Consider the following 17,951-nt stretch of genomic DNA (forward strand, 5'->3'; position numbering starts at 1 on the left):
CCGTAGCACTCGCGCAACCTGTTCCTGCTGCTCCCGGCGCTTGCGGCAGTTGGACGCAAGGCCGCGCGTCAGCCGTCGGTGCCGCAGTCGGTGACCGGCTGCGTCGACTGGGTCGTGGCGATGATGGTCAGGTCGCGTTCGGCGAGTGCGTCCGGCAGCCGTACCAGGCCGGCGCGCTGACGCTCCCACAGGGCGATGCCGTCGTGGAAACGCACCGCGTACGTCAGCACCGCCTGGTCGCGCACTGCCCCCTCGCCCAGCGCCTGGTCGATCCGCGCCGCCATCGCCGGCTCGGTCAGGTCCACCTCGGTCATCGTGCACGGCGGCAGATCCGAGATCTGTACGCCGATCCGCCGTTGGATCGGCCCGCTGAACTCACGCTCCTGCACGTCGATGACCTGGACCATCTGCAGGGTCACGTCCAGGGCGGGCACCGGGGAGCGGTTCTGCACGACGACGGTTCCCCGGTCACGTCGGGTGGCCCACCAGGACACCCGCTCGGCGTACCGCCGCTCGAACCGGTCCAGCGCGAGACCGTTGACCTGCTGCTGGTCGCGGAGCGCACTGACCGCGATGATCAGCGCCACCGTGGAGACGACGGTGGCGGCGATCGCGGCGACCGCCTGGACCCAGCTGGCGACGGCGCTGGACCGCCCCGGCCGATCGGTGCCGTCGCCGCCGGGCGCGACGGCCTCGGGTCGGCCTGCCGGGACGTACAGGCCGCTGCCGGACCGGTGCCAGTCTGCCACCTCGCCCATGATGTCGTTCGGCGGCAACCCGGCGTCATGGTGTGGCTACTGCCCGGTGGTCGGCAGGTGGTCGGTATCCGTTGGTTGCCCGACGGTGGCGTACCGGCGGGCCAGGGTCGCGAAGGCGGCCGCCAGCTCCGGCGGGCCGACGACCTCGATGTCGGCGTCGAACAGGCCGACGGCGCTCGCCAGACCCACCCAGGACCAGGAAATCAGGGTCAGCCGACAGCGGCGTGGACCGACCACCTCGACGAGACCGCCGTACGCGAACGGGGCCACCTCGGCGGCCGGCAGGTCCAGGATCACCTGTCCCTGGCACGGCCAGTCACCGGAGCCGGTCGTGCTGTCCGCGCCCCGGAACCTGGCCGTGACGAACGCGGCGACGCTGTCAGCCGGCAGCTCACGTGGGGTGAAGCGCGGCCCGGTCGGGGTGCGTGGGGTGATCCGGTCGGCCCGGAAGATCCGCCAGTCGGCGCGGTCGAGATCCCAGCCGACCAGGTACCAGCGGCCCCGCCGGGTGACCAGGTGGTGCGGCTCGACCCGCCGGGGCACAGGAGCCGACCGGTAGTCGAAGCGCAGCACCTCGTGGGCCCGTACGGCGTTGCTCACCGCCAGCAGGGTCGCGGTGTCGACCAGCTGCACGGCGGTCGATTCGACGGCGACGGCCTCGACGGCGTCGATGCGGTGGCGCAACCGCTGCGGCATGACCTGCCGGACGGTGTGCAGCGCCCGCGCCGCCGCCTCCCCGATGCCGGCGCCGCTGGCGGCGGCGGTCCGCAGCGCGATGGCGAGGGCGACCGCCTGCTCGTCGTCGAAGAGCAACGGCGGCAGTCGGGTGCCGGCGTCCAGCCGGTAGCCGCCGGCCGGTCCCTTGACCGCCGCGATCGGGTAGCCGAGCGCGCGGAGCCGGTCGACGTCGCGCCGGACGGTCCGCGGACTGACCGCCAACCGCTCGGCCAGCAGTGCGCCCGGCCACTCGGGGCGGGCCTGCAGCAGCGACAGCAGCATCAGCAGTCGCTCCGAGGTTTTCGGCATTTTCCCATTCTGGCTGTAGTAGCGGACACATCCTGGCCGCTACCGCTGCGAGTGTTGCCCCCGCACCCGACACCCGTCGGGTCTGTACCGCACAGCCAAGAGGGGCCGACCTTGTCGATCATCACGACCACCCATCTCAACTTCCGGGGCGAGGCGCGCGCGGCGCTGGAGTTCTACCGTTCCGTCTTCGGCGGCGACCTGGTCGCCGTCACGTACGCCGACGCCGGCGCCGTCCAGGACCGATCCGAGGCCGACCAGGTGATGTGGGGCCAGGTCCGCGCCGCCAACGGCTTCCACGTCATGGCGTACGACGTGCCCGGCCGGCTGGCCTACGCCCCGGGCGAGAACGCCTACTTCGTCTCCGTACGCGGCGAAACGGTCGAGGAGGTCACCGGCTACTGGGAGAAGCTCATCGACGGGGCAACCGTGGTGGTCCCGCTGGGCCCGGCCGCCTGGGCACCGGCGTACGGGATGGTGCGGGACCGGTTCGGCGTCGTCTGGGTCGTCGACGTCGCTGCCCCGTACAACGGTTAGTCGGGTTTCGCGGCTGCCGATCGGGGCACCCCCGCCTCCAGGACGGGAGGGCGACGACATGGGGCGACGCAGCGACAACGCCGGGCAGGACCGGGACTACGAGCGTGATCACGGGCAGGCGTTCGTCGACGAGTTGGAGCAGCGGTCGGCGTACCGCCAGGAGATCCTGGACGACGTGGTCGCGCCGCCGACGGACCCGGTCCGGGAGGTGAAGCAGCGTGACCTCGACGATCCGGCCGACGTGCCGATCCCGGCCGAGGTGCTGCGTGACGGCGGCCCGACCCGCTCCGGCGGCGGGCTGACCACGACCGGCGGCACCGCCGGACCGGCCAGCACCCGCCGCGCCGCCGGCCCCGGCCGGGGCAAGGACCCCGGCCGGGGGAAGAAGGGCCGGGGTCGGGGCAAGGTGGCGCCGACGACGACCGGCGACGCGACCAGCGGCGGCATGGGTACGCCGGCGGGCGGCTCGACCAGCGACGCCACCACCCGGGAGTGACGGCTGACCCGGCGGGCACCCGGGAGTGACGGCTGACCCGGCGGGCCTGAAGGATGTATTCGCGCTCAGCAGTATTCCTCTGAGGAATGATCATTCCTCAGAGGAATACTGTTTGTGCGCGACAGTGGTTCCGGACCCGGGGGCGCGGCGCCCCGGGACCAGGGGGCGCGGCACCCGGTGGCCTCGCCCACATCGTCTGCGCAGTGCCGCCACTGGGGGCAGGATGGGAAGGGTGACTGACGAGGGCATCAGCGACGGCGGCATCACCGAAGACGGCATCCGGGACGAGGGCTACCGGATCGAACGCGACACCATGGGCGAGGTACGGGTCCCCGCCGACGCGCTGTGGCGGGCGCAGACCCAACGCGCGGTGCACAACTTCCCGGTCTCCGGCCGTACGCTCGAATCCGCCCAGATCCGCGCGCTCGCCCAGATCAAGGGTGCCGCCGCGCAGGTCAACGCCGACCTCGGGGTGATCCCGGCCGGCATCGCCGAGGCGATCGTCACCGCCGCCGCGCACGTCGCCTCCGGCGGCTACGACGACCAGTTCCCGGTCGACGTGTTCCAGACCGGTTCGGGCACCTCGTCGAACATGAACACCAACGAGGTCCTGGCCACCCTCGCCGCCCGCGAGCTCGACCGGCCGGTGCACCCCAACGACCATGTCAACGCCTCGCAGTCGAGCAACGACGTCTTCCCGACCTCGATCCACCTGGCCGCCTCGCACCAGGTGGTGCACGAGCTGATCCCGGCACTGGACGAGCTGGCGACCGCCCTGGAAGGCAAGGTCGGCGAGTTCGCCACCGTGGTCAAGGCCGGCCGTACCCACCTGATGGACGCCACCCCGGTCACCCTGGGCCAGGAGTTCTCCGGCTACGCCGCGCAGGTCCGCTACGGCCAGGAGCGGCTGCGGTCGATCCTGCCCCGGCTGGCCGAACTGCCGCTCGGCGGCACCGCCGTCGGCACCGGGGTGAACACCCCACCGGGGTTCGCCGCTGCGGTGATCGCGAAGCTGGCCGAAACGACCGGGCTGCCGTTGACCGAGGCCCGTAACCATTTCGAGGCGCAGGGCGCCCGCGACGCCCTGGTCGAGACGTCCGGGCAGCTGCGGACCATCGCCGTCGGCCTCTACAAGATCGCCAACGACATCCGGTGGATGGGTTCCGGCCCCCGCGCCGGCCTCGGCGAACTGCGCATCCCCGACCTGCAGCCCGGCTCGTCGATCATGCCCGGCAAGGTCAACCCGGTGGTCTGCGAGTCGGTACGCCAGGTCTGCGCCCAGGTGATCGGCAACGACGCGACGATCGCGTTCGCCGGCAGCCAGGGCGACTTCGAGCTGAACGTGATGCTGCCCGTGATGGGCAGCAACCTGCTCGAAGCGATCCGGCTGCTCGCCGCGGCCAGCCGGCTGCTCGCCGAGCGTTGCGTGGTCGAGCTGGCCGCGAACCCGGAGACCTGTCTGGCGTACGCCGAAGGGTCACCGTCGATCGTCACCCCGCTCAACCGGCACCTCGGCTACGACGAGGCCGCCTCGATCGCCAAGCAGGCCCTCGCCGAGAACAAGTCGATCCGCGCGGTCGTCCTGGAACGCGGCCACGTCGACGCCGGTACGTTGACCGCCGCCGAGCTGGACGAGGCGCTGGACGTTCTTCGGATGACCCGCCCCAGCTGAGCAGGCATACCCTGGTGGGGTGATTACCACCGTGGTGTTCGACGTCGACGAGACCCTCGTCGACCTGCGGCCCGCGGTCACCGGCGCGCTGCGGACCGTCCTCGCCGAGCTGCGCCAGCTGACCCCCCGCGCCGCCGAGCTGACCCTCGACGACATGGCCGAGGACTGGGATCTCGCGTTCGCCGCCGACCCGTCCGCGCCGGTGATGTCGATCCGCCGTGCCGCCCTGGCCCGCTCCGTCGCCCGGGTCGGCCTGCCGCACGAACTGGACCGGATCACCGACGTCTTCTTCGCCCGCCGGTTCGAGCTCAGCCGACCGTTCGCCGACACGCTGCCCGCCCTGAGCCAGCTGCGCCGGCGGTACGCCGTCGGCCTGGCCACCAACGGCAACAGCCGCGCCGACCGGTGCGGGCTGCGCGGCCAGTTCGCCTTCGAGGTGTACGCCCACGTCGACGGCCTGCCGAAAAAGCCGGACCAGCGGTTCTACGGTGCCGTACTGGCCGCCGCCGGGGCCGCCCACGCCGACCGGGTGGTCTACGTCGGTGACTCGATCGCGCACGACGTGGTCGGCCCGCAGGCGGCCGGGCTGCGGGCGATCTGGCTGAACCGGCGCGGCGAGTCCTGCCCACCGGAGGTGTGCCCGGACGCCCAGGTCACCACCCTGGCACAGCTGCCCGACGCCCTCGCCGACTTGTTCTGACGAACATTCACGCCTCGCCGGCCAGCAGCCGGGCGACGGTCTCGGCGGTCGCCTGCACCTGCGCGCCGATCGCCGCCACGTCCAGGGTGCCCATCGCCACCACCCCGACGCTGGCCTCCAGGCCGGGCACCCCGAGCACCGGGGCCGCGACCCCGTACGCGCCGGGTTGCAGCTCGCCGCTGCTGGTCACCGGTCCGGGCGTACCGTCGCGGCCGGCCAGGATCGCCCGCCCGGCGGCCCCGCGATCCACCGGATGCCGCGATCCGGTCCGGTACGCCACGTGGAACGCCGTCCAGCTGGGCTCGACGACGGCGAGCGCCACCGCCTCGACGCCCTCGGCGACGGTCAGGTGGGCGGTGGCCCCGGCGGACTCGGCGAGCCGGCGCAGCGCCGGCAGTGCGGCGTCGGCCAGCAGCGGCTGCGCCCGGCGGGCCAGCTGCAGCAGCCCGGCACCGAGCCGTAGCCGGCCGGCGGAGTCCCGGCGCAGCATGCCGTGCGCGGTCAGCGTGGTGGCCAGCCGGTAGACGGCGGCCCGGCCCACCCCCAACTGGTTGGCGGCCTCGGTGACGCTGACCCCGCCGGGCGCTTCGGCGACCAGCCGCAGCAGCCGCAGCCCCCGGTCCAGGGTCTGCGCCGTCTCCGCCCCTCGCGCGTCCACTCCGACAGCGTACGGACGCCTGCCAGTCGGTACCCTCGTAGCGTGACGCTCCGCTTGTACGACACCGCGACCCGGTCCGTGCGGGACTTCGTGCCCCGCCAACCCGGCGAGGTCTCGATCTACCTGTGTGGGCTCACCGTCCAGTCCGCCCCGCACATCGGTCACCTTCGCTCCGGCGTCAACTACGACGTGCTGCGCCGCTGGCTGACCCACCGTGGGCTGCGGGTCACCTTCATCCGCAACATCACCGACATCGACGACAAGGTGCTGGAGAAGGCGGCCGCCGCCGGTCAGCCGTTCTGGTCGATCGCGTACGCCAACGAGCTGGTGCTGGCCGCCGCGTACCGGTCGCTGAACGTGCTGCCGCCGACGTACGAGCCGCGCGCCACCGGGCACGTGCCGGAGATGCACCAGCTGATCGAGCTGCTCATCGAGCGCGGCCACGCCTACCCGGCCGGCGACGGCAGCGGCGACGTCTACTTCGACGTCGCCTCGTACGCCGACTACGGCGCCCTGTCCGGGCAGCGCCTCGACGCGATGCAGCCGGCCGAGGACTGCGTCGGGCGGGCCAAACGCGATCCGCGTGACTTCGCCCTGTGGAAGGGCGTCAAGCCGGACGAGCCCGCCGACGCGGCCTGGCCGTCGCCGTGGGGTCCGGGCCGGCCCGGCTGGCACATCGAGTGCTCGGCGATGGGCTGGCGCTACCTGGGTGCCGAGTTCGACATCCACGGCGGCGGACTGGATCTGACCTTCCCGCACCACGAGAACGAGATCGCCCAGTCGAAGGCGGCCGGGCTGCCGTTCGCCCGCTACTGGGTGCACCACGGCCTGCTGAACCTGGGTGCGGCGAAGATGAGCAAGTCGCTGGGCAACGTCGTCGACCTCGGCCACGTCGCCGAGATCGGGGTACGTCCGGCCGAGTTGCGCTACTACCTGACCGCCGCGCACTACCGGTCCCGCATCGACTACTCCGACGACGCGTTGCGGGAGAGCGCGACGGCGTACCGGCGGGTCGAAGGGTTCGTGCGGCGGGCGGTGGAACGGGTCGGCGCGGTCGCCGCCACCGACGTTCCGGCGGCGTTCGCCGCCGCGATGGACGACGACCTGAACACGTCGGCGGCGTTCGCGGTGCTGCACGACGAGATCCGCGACGGCAACAACCTGCTCGCCGGCGCGAGCGCGAGCTCCGACGCCGACGGCGGCGCCGACGACCAGGCGCTGCGGGCCAGCCTCGGCCGGGTCCGCGCCATGGTGGGCGTGCTCGGCCTCGACCCGCTCGACCCGGCGTGGGGCGACACCGCCCCCCGCGACGAGCTGCGCGGCGCCGTCGACGCGCTGATCGCCCTCGCCCTCGACCAGCGGGCGCAGGCCCGCGCCCGGCGTGACTGGGCCGCCGCCGACGCGGTGCGTGACCAGCTCAAACAGGCCGGGATCGCGGTCGAGGACACCCCGCACGGACCCCGATGGACCATTGGAGAGCAGACCTGATGCCCGGCAACTCGCAACGACGTGGCCGGCGGGTCACCTCCAAGAAGGGCACCACCCAGGGCTCCGGCGGCAAGAACCGCTCCAGCCTGTCCGGCAAGGGCCGCACCCTGCCCGCTGACGAACGCCCCTGGCACAAGGGCTACTCCGGCACCGAGAAGCTGCCGAACAAGACCGCCTGGAAGCAGGAGAAGGAGCGCCGGGCGGCGGCCGCCGAAGGCCGGGCACCGAAGGTCGGCGTACCGGGGACGAAGGACACCACCTGGGGCGGCGGTGGCCGCAGCCGGGGCGGCCCGGTCAGCGGCAAGCTGACCCGTGGCGGTGCCCGGTCCGGGCCACGGGTCTCCCCGGGCCGCAAGGCCCACCCGCCGAAGGACGCCCCGGAGCTGCTGGTCGGGCGTAACCCGGTGGTCGAGGCGCTGCGGGCCAACGTACCGGGCACGGCGCTCTACATCGCCCAGGGTATCGACGTCGACGAGCGGGTGACCGAGCTGGTGCGGGCCGCCGGTGACCGGGGCATCGCGATCCTGGAGATCAGCCGGGCCGAGCTGGACCGGATGACCGGCGGCGTGCTGCACCAGGGCGTCGGGCTGCAGGTGCCGGCGTACGCGTACGAGCCGTTCGAGGATCTGATCGCGGCGGCGGCCGAGCAGCCGGAGCCGCTGCTGGTGGCGCTGGACGGGGTGACCGATCCGCGTAACCTCGGCGCGGTGGTCCGCTCGGCGGCGGCGTTCGGCGCGCACGGCGTGTTCGTGCCGGAGCGGCGGGCTGCCGGGATCACCGCGACGGCGTGGCGGACCAGCGCCGGCGCGGCCGCCCGGATGCCGGTCAGCCAGGTGGTCAACCTGACCCGCGCGGTGAAGAAGTGCCAGGCGGAGGGGTTCGTCGTGGTCGGCCTGGACGCCGACGGCGAGACCGACCTGTACGACCTGGAGGCCGCCGTCGGCCCGCTGGTCGTGGTGGTCGGCTCGGAGGGCCGGGGCCTGTCGCGGCTCGTCGGCGAGACCTGCGATCTGCGGGTACGCATCCCGATGCACTCCGACGTCGAATCGCTCAACGCCAGTGTCGCCGCCGCTGTCACCCTCGCCGAAGTGGCCCGCCGCCGCGCTGTCGGCTGACCCGCCGCCGCGCTGTCGGCTGACCCCCCGCCGTGCTGCCGGCTGACCCGCCGGCCGGCACCGGGACCGGGACGCTCGGCCGATCGCTGATCACCGGGTCAGCCACCCGTAGCATGCCGGGGGCGGGACGGTCCCGCCGGCAGCGGAGGTCAGCGGATGACAGGGCAGGACGGGGGCTTCGCTCTCGGCGTCGACCTGGGCACGTCGCACACCGTGGCGGTGCTGCGCTGGCCGGACGGTCGGACCCGCCCGCTGCTGTTCGACGGCGCGCCGCTGCTGCCGTCCGGGGTGTTCCTCGGTGACCGGCTGTACGTCGGCCGGGACGCGCAGCGCCTCGCCCAGGCCGACCCGGCCCGGTACGAGCCGAATCCGAAACGCCGGGTCGACGAGCCGACGGTGCTGCTCGGCGACCGGGAGGTGCCCACCGTCGACCTGCTCGCCGCCGTCCTCGGCGTGGTCGCTCGGTCGGCGGTGGAGGCCGTCGGGTTCCTGCCTGTGGCGGCGTTGACGTATCCGGCCGCCTGGGGTGCCCGCCGTCGGGACGTCCTGGCGCATGCGGTGGCCCGCGCCGGCTGGCCGCCGGTCGCCGACGGGTCGGGCCGATCCGCCGGCACCGGGAACGGGCCGCCGGCCGGGACCCGGCTGGTGCCGGAGCCGGTCGCGGCGGCCCGCTACTTCGCCGACGTGCTGCGCCGGCCGGTGCCCGTCGGGCAGGCGCTGGCCGTGTTCGACTTCGGCGGCGGCACCCTGGACGTCGCCGTGGTCCGCAACGAGGGGGTGGACCCCGCCGGCCGGGCCCGGTTCGTCGTGATCGGCTCGGGTGGCCTGGCCGAACTTGGCGGCCTCGACCTGGACGCGGCGCTTGTCGAACACCTCGGCGGGGTGCTGGATCCGCAGGTGGGTCGCCAGTTGGCGGCGCCGGCGACGCCGGCGCAGTGGCGCAACCGGCGGCAGTTCTGGGACGACGTACGCGGCGCCAAGGAGATGCTGTCCCGGTCGTCGTCGGCGCCGGTCGCCGTACCGGGGGTGGACCGGGCGGTGCACCTGACCCGCGACGAACTGGAGCGGGTCGCCACCCCGCTGGTCCGCCGGGGTGTGCTGGAGGCGGCGCGGGTGATCGACGGCTGTGGGCTCGGCCGCGACCAGCTCGCCGGGTTGTTCCTGGTCGGCGGCTCGTCCCGGGTGCCGCTGGTGGCCCGGCTGCTGCACAGCGAGCTGGGCGTCGCGCCGACCGTACTGGAGCAGCCGGAGTTGCCGGTCGCCGAAGGTGCCCTGGCGGAGCTGGCCCCGGCAGCGACGCCGGCCGCACCCGGCCCGGCCACGGCCACGTCGCCGGCCGGCGCGGCTCACGTGTCCCCGGCCGCGCGCGGTCCGGTGCCGCCGGCCGCGTCCGGTCCGTTGCCGCCGGCCGCGTCCGGTCCGTTGCCGCCGGCCGCGTCCGGTCCGGTGCCGCCGGCCGCGTCCGGCGCGGCCGCGGTGCCGCCGGTCGGCGGGGCCACGGGGCGGCCGGCGCGGTCGAAGCGGCTGCCGTGGCTGGTCGGCGCGGCGTCGCTGGCCCTGGTCGCGGTGGTCACCGCCACCGTGGTCTATTTGCTGCGGGACCCGGCCCGGCCGATCGAGTTCCGGGCGTTCACCCCGGTCGGCACGGCGATCACCGTCGGTGAGGACGCCGACGCCGACTTCACCCAGCTCGTCGCCGGTCAGGCGTACGGCGGCTACGTCCGCGACGACGGCCGCCTCGGGGTCGTCGCCATCGACGCGGCGAGCGGCGAGAAACAGTGGGACGCCGCCACGACGGTACGGTCCGACCGGTGGGCGGGCCTGCGGGCCACCCCGGACGCGCTGATCGCCGTCGCCGACGGGTTGAGCAGCGAGCCCCGGCCGGTCGCGGTGCTCGATCCCGACGACGGCCGGCAACGGTGGAACTTCGCGATCACCGGCGACGACCAGATTTTCGTCTTCGACGACGTCCTCGTCTGGTCGGACGTGGCCGGGGCCCGGCTGGTCGGGCTGGACCTGACCGACGGCACCCGCCGCTGGTCGCACCAGAACCCGGCCGACGAGTACGGCGCCACCGACACGGCGGTGTATCCGGCGGTCAGCGCCGCCGACCTGACCGGGCCGGCCGGGTTCGACGGGGTGCCCACCGCGCCGGACCACGGCGACGACCGCCGGTTGGCCCAGGTCACCGCGACCCGGCAGGTACGGGTCTTCGACGCGGCCAGCGGCGAGCTGCTCGGTGAGCGGTCCAACGTGGCCGGGCCGACCGACACGGCGATGGTGTACGCCGGCTGGCTGCTGATCGCCCCGTCGGACAGCGGCTACCGGTTGGCCGCGTACGACCTGTCGACCACCGGCGAGGCGGTCAACCTCTACACCCCGGCGGACGACCAACGGCGGTTGCAGGCCATGGTGCCCTGCGGTGGGGTGCTGGTCTGTCTGCTGGAGTCGACCGGGTTCAGCGCCGACACCAACGAGCTGGTGGTGATCGACCTGGATGAGCGGGCGCAACGGTGGCGGGTCGACGCGGCCGAGTTCGACGTCGTCGTGCCGGTGGGCGAGCACGTTCTGCTGCGGCGCAGCGCCACCGATCATCTGTCGCTGCTGCTCGACGCGTCAGGTACGGAGGTGCTGCGCCGCGAGGGCGTCGCGGTCCGGGTCGACGCGGCGAACCTGCTGTGGTTCCGGGACGACCCGAGCAGTTACGCCGACGACGTGAGCGTGGCCGGCGTACCGGTGTCGGCCCCGGCCGACCTGCTCGAACTCGGGGTGCTCGGCGATGTGGTGGCCGCAGCGTGCTCGTGGGACCGGTCGGTGATCGTCTGCCCGACCGACGACGGGTTCGTGACGCACCGGTTCGTCGCCGACTGAACAGCCGCCTGGACCGCCAGCAGCGACCTACTGCTGCGGGCCGGTGCGGCGCAGTACGGCGTGCAGGCCGTGCAGGGTGTAGCCGAGCAGGATCGGTGCCAGCACCGGGATGGTCAGGGCGCTGAGCAGGGCGGCGAGGCTGACGACCCCGGCGGCGGCCAGGATCGCCAGTGGCCGCTGTTCGACGAGCCGCCAGGTGCGGCGTACCGCCGCTCGCCAGCCGGCGCCGGCCCGGCCGACCTCGACCACGACGAGGCCGGCGAAGCCGGCGACCAGCGCGGCCAGCACCAGGGTGCCGACCAGCATGACGGTGCCGCCGGGCACCACCCCGGCGGAGATCAGCACCGCGTTGCCGCCGAGTACGCCGATCGCGACGGCCGCCACGGCGGTGGCGGCGGCTCCGGGCAGCAGTGCGCGCCAGAAGCCGCCGGCCAGCTCCCGCAGGCTCGGCCAGTGGCCGTCGACGGTCCACCGGTGGATGGCGGTGCTGGCGGTGGCGACCGCCGCGCCCGCCGTCAGCACGGCGGCCGAGGCGAGCGCGGTGACGATGCCCAGCAGCGCCAGGTCGGTGGCGGCCCGCAGGGTGTCGCGCCAGTCGGCCCGAGCCGGGGCCGGGGTGTCCGGCCAGTCGGGTCGCGACACGGTGGTCACCCCTTGAGTCCGCTGGTGTTGATGCCCTGCACCAGCATTTTCTGGAACGCCAGGAAGAAAAGGAAGACCGGCAGCAGGGAGAGCACGGACATGGCGAACATCGGGCCGAGCGAGGTCTGCCCGGTGGAGTCGATGAACAGTCGCAGCCCGATCGGCACCGTGTAGCTTTCCACGCTCGGCAGGTAGATCAGCTGGGTGAGGAAGTCGTTCCAGGTCCAGATGAACGAGAAGATCGCCGTGGTGACCAGCGCCGGGCGGGCCAGTGGCACGATCACGTACCGGAACACCCCGAACGGCGAGCAGCCGTCGATCTTGGCCGCGTCGTCGAGGTCACGGGGGATGCCCCGCATGAACTGGACCATCAGGAAGACGAAGAACGCCTCGGTGGCCAGCAGCTTCGGCACGATCAACGGCAGTGGGGTGTCGATCCAGCCGAACGTGTTGAACATGATGTACTGCGGCACGATCAGCACGTGGCTGGGCAGCAGCAACGTACCGATCATGATGGCGAACCAGACCTTGCGGGCCCGGAACCGTAGCCGCGCGAAGGCGTACGCCGCCAGCAGGCAGGAGACCGCGTTGGCGACCACCGTGGCGGTGGCGATCACCGTGCTGTTCCAGAAGAACCGGCCGAACGAGATGTTGCGCAGGTAGTTCCAGCCGTCCGGGTAGTTGGCCCAGGTCGGGTCCTGCGGGATGACCGACAGGTTGCTGGCCACCTCGGTCGGCGACTTCAGCGACGAGCCGACCACCCAGATCAGCGGGTAGAGGACCACGACGAGGATGGTGACCAGCATCGCCACCCGGGCGACGGCGCGCACGCCGGTGCCGGCCCGGCGGCGGGTGTACGGAGCAGCCTGCGATGTCATCAGTCGTTGTCTCCGTCCGAGTAGTGCACCCAGAACCGCCCGGTGCTGAAGAACAGCACCGTGATCAGGCCGATCGCGATCAGGAAGATCCAGGCCAATGCGGACGCGTACCCCATCTGGAACTCGGTGAAGCCCTTCTCGTAGAGGTACAGCGTGTAGAGCATCGTCGAGTCGACCGGTCCGCCGGTGCCGTTGCTGATCACGAAGGCGGCGGTGAAGCCCTGGAAGCCGTTGATGGTCTCCAGCACCAGGTTGAAGAAGATCACCGGGGAGAGCATCGGCAGGGTCACGTTGAAGAACTGCCGGACCTTGCCGGCGCCGTCGACCGAGGCCGCCTCGTACAGCTCGGTCGGCACCTGCTTGAGCCCGGCCAGGAAGATCACCATCGGGGCACCGAACTGCCAGATGGCCAGGACCATCAGGGTCTCCAGCGCCCACGCCGGGTCGTTGACCCACGGTCGGCCGGTGATGCCGAACAGGGCCAGGAAGTCGTTGAACGCGCCGTCGCCGCTGAACATCGCCCGCCAGATCAGCGCCAGCGCGACGCTGCCGCCGAGCAGCGACGGCAGGTAGAACAGGCTGCGGAACAGCCCGACGCCGCGGGACTCGCGGTTGAGCAGCAGCGCGACGCCGAGGGCGGCGGCCAACTTCAGCGGTACGGCGACGAACGCGAAGAGCAGCGTCACCCACACCGAGTGGCGGAACGTCTGGTCGTTGACGAACAGGTCCCAGTAGTTCTGCAAGCCCACCCACTCGACGAACTCCCAGGACGACAGGATGTCGTAGTTGGTGAAGCTCAGGTAGAGCGAGAACAGCATGGGGAAGGCGGTGATCGCCATCAGCCCCAGCAGCCACGGGGTGAGGAAGACGTACCCGGCCAGCCCTTCGCCGTGCCGGCGGCTGGCGCCCGGGGCGCTGCCGCGCCGGGCGCCGCTACGGGCCGGGGCGGTGGTGCTGGTCGTGGCCGGAGCGGGTTTCGTGGTCATGGCCACGATCGGGGTCCTTTCTGGGTGTCAAGGGTCGTGGTGCCCACGGCGAGTCCACCGTGGGCACCACGACCGTGCGCCGGTCCGGCCCGGACTACTTCAGGGTGGCTTGCGCCTGCCGGAAGAACTCGGCGGCGGCGTCAGCCGGGCTGGCCTGGCCGTAGGTGACGCTCTCGGCGACGGTGACCAGGGTGGAGCGCAGCGGCCCGTGGCCCTGCGGCGGCGGCGCGGGCGCCGGGCCCATCTGCGGGATCAGCTCGTTCTCGAAGGCGACGGTGGCGGTCATGTACGGGTCGTCCAGGCCGGCCTGGACGGTCTCCCGGTTGTCCAGGTTGGATGGCAGACCCCGGTCGACGCCGAGGATGGCGGCCGCCTCCGGGTCGTTGGCCAGGAAGTCGATGATGTCGGCGACGACCTCCGGGTGGTCGGTCGCGCGGGAGCCGGCCCAGTACAGCGACGCCCGCGCCCACTGGCCCTTCGGGTCCCCGGGGTACGCGACGATGCCCAGCTCGTTGGTGGTCGACTTGCCCAGCTCGGCGAGCTGGTTGGACCACATGAACGAGGTGGCTCCCTTGCCGGTCACCACCAGCTGGTCGGCGACCCCGCCCCCGACGGCCTCGTGCACGATGTCGGCCGGCGGGGTGGCGCCCTTGGCCCGGGCGTCGACCCACATCTCGAACCAGGCGACCAGGTCGGCCTCGGTGAAGGCCAGCTTCGGGCCGTCGTAGAACTCCTTGCCCTGCGAGCGCAGCCACAGCCAGAGCGCCTTGTAGTCGGCGCTGGGGTCCATCGCGCCCCAGTAGTCGCCGCCGGCCTTCGTGCTCAGCTCGGCCGCCCAGGTGATGAACTGGTCGTACGTCCAACCGGTCTGCGGCTCTTCCATCCCGTACTCGGCGATCTTGGTCTTGTCGTAGACCAGGGCCGGGGTGTTCTCGCCGGCGGCGACCGCGACCTGCTTGCCGTCGATCTGCCCGTACTGGGTCAGGCTCTCCGGGTGGTTGCTCAGGTCGATGGCACCGGAGGAGACGTACGGCGTCAGGTCCAGGGTGACGTTGCGGCCGGCGTACTCGGCCAGGCCGTTGTCGTCGATCTGGAAGATGTCCGGGGCGTTGCCGCCGGCGGAGATCGTGGCCAGCTTGTCGTAGTAGCCGGTGAACGCCTGCCAGGTCGGGTTGATGGTGACGTTCGGGTTCTTCTCCTCGTACAGGTCGAGGGCCTGTTCGGTGAGTGCGGCGCGGGCCTCACCGCCCCACCAGAAGAACTCGATGGTGACCGGGGCGTCGGGGTCGCTCGATGCCTCGTCGTCACCGCAGGCGGCGAGGCCGAGGACCAGCGGCACGACGGCGGTGGCGGCGAGGCCGCGCAGCAGGCGGCGTCGACCAAAGGGGGTACGGTGAGCACGCGTGGCAGGCGTGTTCGCCGTCGGTGATGTTGCGGGGTGCATTGCGCTCACTCCTTGGGGTTAGGAGGCGACATCGGCCGGCGCGGCGGCAGCCGCGTCGCCCGGGTCCGCATGGCGGTGCGGTCCCGGGCCCGTCGAGTCGCGGATGACCAACTCGGTCTGGAGCGTTACCTGGGCGGTGGTGCGACGGTCGTCGCCATGCTGGAGCAGCATGTCGACGGCCGCCCGGCCGGCGGCCGCGTTGGGCGTGGCCACCGTCGTCAGTTTGGGCCGGGTGAGCCGGCTCAGCGCGATGTCGTCGATGCCGACCACGCTGATGTCCCGGGGCACCGCGATCCCGTGTGCGTCGAGCCCTTCGATCAGGCCGATCGCCATCAGGTCGTTGTAGGCCAGGACGGCGGTGACGTCGGCGCGGCGGACCTGTTCCGCCGCGGCGATGCCGCCGCCCTCGGTGGGTGGGTTGGGGCCGATCACGGTCAACGTGACGTCGGTCGAGCGGACCGCGGCGGTGGCGGAGCGACGGATCTCCCGGTTGGTCCACGAGCCGCGCGGCCCGCCGAGCAGGGCGATCCGGCGGTGGCCGAGGCCGATCAGGTGCTCCACGGCGAGCCGGGCACCCTGGCCGACGTCGATCACCACGTTCGGCAGGCCGGTCACCTGCCGGTTGATCACCACCAGCGGTACGTCCCGGCTGAGCTGCTCGATCAGGCTGTTGCTCATCCGGGGGCTGCACAGCAGCACTCCGTCGACCTGTTTGGCGAGGGCGTGGACCAGCTCCTCCTCGACCGCCGGGTCCTCATTGGTGTCGGTGACGAAGATGTGGTAGTCGCGGTGCCGGGCCTGGCTCTCCGCCGCCTTGATCAGCGGCGGGAAGAACGGGTTGGCGATGTCGGCGACGATCAGCCCGATGTTGTGCGTACGGCCGGTGATCAGCGCGCGGGCCGCCCGGTTGGGGCGGTAGCCGAGGTGCTCCGCGCAGGCCAGCACCCGGCTGCGGGTCTCCGGGTTGACCAGGTGCGGGGCCGAGAACGTGCGGGACACGGTGGAGATGTGCACTCCGCAGGCCCGGGCGACGTCTCGAATGGTGGCTGGCACGCGGGGTCCTTGGGGTCGAAGCGGTTCACCGCCCGGGGCGTCGACGGTGACCGGTGTGGCTGGGGTCACGTGGTCCGCCAATTAATGCAAACGGTTGCTCAGGTGTCAACGGTCTTCGATTGCGGATTTGTTGCGGCCGTGGTCTCGCGGAGTGTTCATAGCCTCGCGTAAGCACATGAATCGGACAGGTTGCCGAGGGGCCATTGACGAGAGTGTCCGTCTCGTGGCAACTTCTGCTGCAAACCTTTGCAGCCAATCCGGAGGCGGAGCAGGATGTCCCCAGAACCCGATCGGCGGCTGCGCTACGCGCTCGTCGGCACCGGCGCCCGCGCCGAGATGTTCGTCCGCGCCCTGGTGCTCGACCACCGCGACACCGCCGAACTCGTCGCCTTCGCCGACAGCAACCAGGCCCGGATGGACGCGCACAACGCCTGGCTGGAGGAGCTCGGCCGGGACGCCGTGGCGACGTACCCGGCCAGCGAGTTCGTCGCCATGCTCGGCAAGGAACGGGTCGACGTCGTGCTGGTCACCACCGTCGACCGGGTGCACGACGAGTACATCGTCGCCGCCCTGCACGCCGGCTGCGACGTGATCACCGAGAAGCCGATGACCGTCGACGTGCCCCGCTGCCAGCGAATCCTCGACGCGGTCGCGCAGACCGGGCGCAGCGTGCAGGTCGCCTTCAACTACCGCTACAACCCGTTGCACGAACGGGTCCGCCAGGTCCTCGCCGACGGTGAGATCGGCGAGGTCGGCTCGGTGCACTTCGAATGGCTGCTCGACGTGCGCCACGGTGCCGACTACTTCCGCCGTTGGCACCGCGACAAGGCCAACTCCGGCGGGCTGATGGTGCACAAGGCCAGCCACCACTTCGACCTCGTCAACTGGTGGCTGGACGCGGTCCCGGTGCAGGTCTACGCGGCCGGCCGGCTGTTCTTCTACGGCGAGTCCGGCCGCCGGCACGGCTACGCCCGCGACTACGACCGGGCGCACGGCGCGGTGGCCGCCGCCGGTGACCCGTTCGCCCTGCAACTGGCCGCCCACCCCCGGCTGCGGGCGCTCTACCTGGAGGCCGAGGCCGAGGACGGCTACCACCGCGACCAGAACGTCTTCGCCCCCGGGGTGACCATCGAGGACGACATGTCGGTGCTGGCCACCTACTCGACCGGGGCCACGATGACGTACCACCTCACCGCGTACGCCCCCTGGGAGGGCTACCGGGTGATGTTCAACGGCAGCCGGGGTCGGCTCGAGCTGGAGGTGGTGGAGAGCGACTTCGTCAGCCCGTACGCCGCCGGCGAACTCAAGGGCGCCGCGCTGCACGGCGTCCAGGCGGCCGTCGAGGAGGGCTGGGCCAAGATCACCGTCCGGCCGTTCTGGGAACAGCCCCGGCAGGTGCCGGTCGCGGGCTACACCCGGACCGGCCACGGCGGGGCCGACGCCAAGATGACCGCCGTGCTCTTCGGCGGTGCGACCGACCCGATGGGCCGGGGCGCCACCGCCCGCGACGGCGCGCTCGCCCTGCTCACCGGCCTGGCCGCGAACCGGTCCTTCGAGACCGGCCAACCGGTGCGGGTCGCCGACCTGCTCACCGTCGACTGACCGGCGACCTTCCCGACCCCGTACCCGC

General features: G+C 72.4%; 16 protein-coding genes. 8 read left to right on the top strand and 8 right to left on the bottom strand.

Translation table 11 applies throughout. The annotated features are described in order from the left end of the window. Window positions 1-68: 68 nt before the first annotated feature. Together O7623_RS23885 and O7623_RS23890 are read right to left on the bottom strand one after the other, a co-directional pair. A complete protein-coding gene (locus O7623_RS23885) occupies window positions 69-749 on the bottom strand; it encodes a hypothetical protein (protein WP_282225232.1) in 681 nt (226 codons plus the stop codon). Window positions 750-794: 45 nt separating this feature from the next. Further along, window positions 795-1,784 (bottom strand): transcriptional regulator, encoded by a 990-nt coding sequence (locus tag O7623_RS23890; protein WP_282225233.1) that lies wholly within the window; start codon window positions 1,782-1,784, stop codon window positions 795-797. Between the two features lie 111 nt (window positions 1,785-1,895). Here O7623_RS23890 and O7623_RS23895 point away from each other — a divergent pair, with 111 nt between their 5' ends. The 4 genes from O7623_RS23895 to O7623_RS23910 all read left to right on the top strand — a co-directional run bounded on the left by O7623_RS23895 (window position 1,896) and on the right by O7623_RS23910 (window position 5,186). Further along, the gene (locus O7623_RS23895) at window positions 1,896-2,318 is read left to right on the top strand and encodes a VOC family protein (RefSeq protein ID WP_282225234.1); all 423 of its coding nucleotides are present in this window, start codon (window positions 1,896-1,898) and stop codon (window positions 2,316-2,318) included. Window positions 2,319-2,376: 58 nt separating this feature from the next. Continuing rightward, entirely contained in the window at window positions 2,377-2,814 is a 438-nt protein-coding gene (locus O7623_RS23900; RefSeq protein WP_282225235.1) for a hypothetical protein, read from the top strand. Window positions 2,815-3,091: 277 nt separating this feature from the next. After that, window positions 3,092-4,486, top strand: a complete 1,395-nt coding sequence (locus O7623_RS23905) for a class II fumarate hydratase (RefSeq protein WP_282229529.1) — start codon at window positions 3,092-3,094, stop codon at window positions 4,484-4,486. Window positions 4,487-4,505: 19 nt separating this feature from the next. After that, on the top strand, window positions 4,506-5,186 hold the full coding sequence (locus O7623_RS23910) for an HAD family hydrolase (RefSeq protein ID WP_282225236.1): 681 nt from the start codon (window positions 4,506-4,508) through the stop codon (window positions 5,184-5,186). Between the two features lie 7 nt (window positions 5,187-5,193). Here the strand turns inward: O7623_RS23910 and O7623_RS23915 are convergent, their stop codons facing one another. Then, entirely contained in the window at window positions 5,194-5,844 is a 651-nt protein-coding gene (locus O7623_RS23915; protein ID WP_282225237.1) for a helix-turn-helix domain-containing protein, read from the bottom strand. 42 nt (window positions 5,845-5,886) lie between these two features. Here O7623_RS23915 and cysS point away from each other — a divergent pair, with 42 nt between their 5' ends. The 3 genes from cysS to O7623_RS23930 all read left to right on the top strand — a co-directional run bounded on the left by cysS (window position 5,887) and on the right by O7623_RS23930 (window position 11,318). Then, a complete protein-coding gene (cysS, locus tag O7623_RS23920; RefSeq protein ID WP_282225238.1) occupies window positions 5,887-7,332 on the top strand; it encodes a cysteine--tRNA ligase in 1,446 nt (481 codons plus the stop codon). After that, the gene (gene rlmB, locus O7623_RS23925) at window positions 7,332-8,447 is read left to right on the top strand and encodes a 23S rRNA (guanosine(2251)-2'-O)-methyltransferase RlmB (RefSeq protein WP_282225239.1); all 1,116 of its coding nucleotides are present in this window, start codon (window positions 7,332-7,334) and stop codon (window positions 8,445-8,447) included. The genes cysS and rlmB overlap by 1 nt, the downstream gene beginning before the upstream one ends. A 156-nt stretch (window positions 8,448-8,603) precedes the next feature. Beyond that, window positions 8,604-11,318: an Hsp70 family protein gene (locus O7623_RS23930; protein WP_282225240.1), complete on the top strand. Its 2,715-nt coding sequence runs from the start codon at window positions 8,604-8,606 to the stop codon at window positions 11,316-11,318. 27 nt (window positions 11,319-11,345) lie between these two features. On the opposite strand, the gene O7623_RS23935 is transcribed toward O7623_RS23930, so the two are convergent. The 5 genes from O7623_RS23935 to O7623_RS23955 all read right to left on the bottom strand — a co-directional run bounded on the left by O7623_RS23935 (window position 11,346) and on the right by O7623_RS23955 (window position 16,321). Beyond that, window positions 11,346-11,960, bottom strand: a complete 615-nt coding sequence (locus O7623_RS23935) for a hypothetical protein (protein WP_282225241.1) — start codon at window positions 11,958-11,960, stop codon at window positions 11,346-11,348. Window positions 11,961-11,965: 5 nt separating this feature from the next. Then, window positions 11,966-12,838, bottom strand: coding sequence for a carbohydrate ABC transporter permease (locus O7623_RS23940; protein ID WP_282225242.1), 873 nt, complete (start codon window positions 12,836-12,838; stop codon window positions 11,966-11,968). Continuing rightward, on the bottom strand, window positions 12,838-13,824 hold the full coding sequence (locus tag O7623_RS23945; RefSeq protein WP_282225243.1) for a sugar ABC transporter permease: 987 nt from the start codon (window positions 13,822-13,824) through the stop codon (window positions 12,838-12,840). Before O7623_RS23945 ends, O7623_RS23940 begins: the two co-directional genes overlap by 1 nt. Window positions 13,825-13,918: 94 nt before the next feature. After that, window positions 13,919-15,268 (bottom strand): extracellular solute-binding protein, encoded by a 1,350-nt coding sequence (locus tag O7623_RS23950; protein ID WP_282225244.1) that lies wholly within the window; start codon window positions 15,266-15,268, stop codon window positions 13,919-13,921. Window positions 15,269-15,286: 18 nt separating this feature from the next. Continuing rightward, entirely contained in the window at window positions 15,287-16,321 is a 1,035-nt protein-coding gene (locus O7623_RS23955) for a LacI family DNA-binding transcriptional regulator (protein ID WP_282225245.1), read from the bottom strand. 273 nt (window positions 16,322-16,594) lie between these two features. On the opposite strand from O7623_RS23955, the gene O7623_RS23960 reads away from it, so the two are divergent. Continuing rightward, complete coding sequence (locus O7623_RS23960) at window positions 16,595-17,923, top strand: Gfo/Idh/MocA family oxidoreductase (protein ID WP_282225246.1); 1,329 nt, start codon at window positions 16,595-16,597, stop codon at window positions 17,921-17,923. Window positions 17,924-17,951 lie beyond the last annotated feature (28 nt).

This window comes from Solwaraspora sp. WMMD791, assembly GCF_029581195.1.
GTDB lineage: Bacteria > Actinomycetota > Actinomycetes > Mycobacteriales > Micromonosporaceae > Micromonospora_E.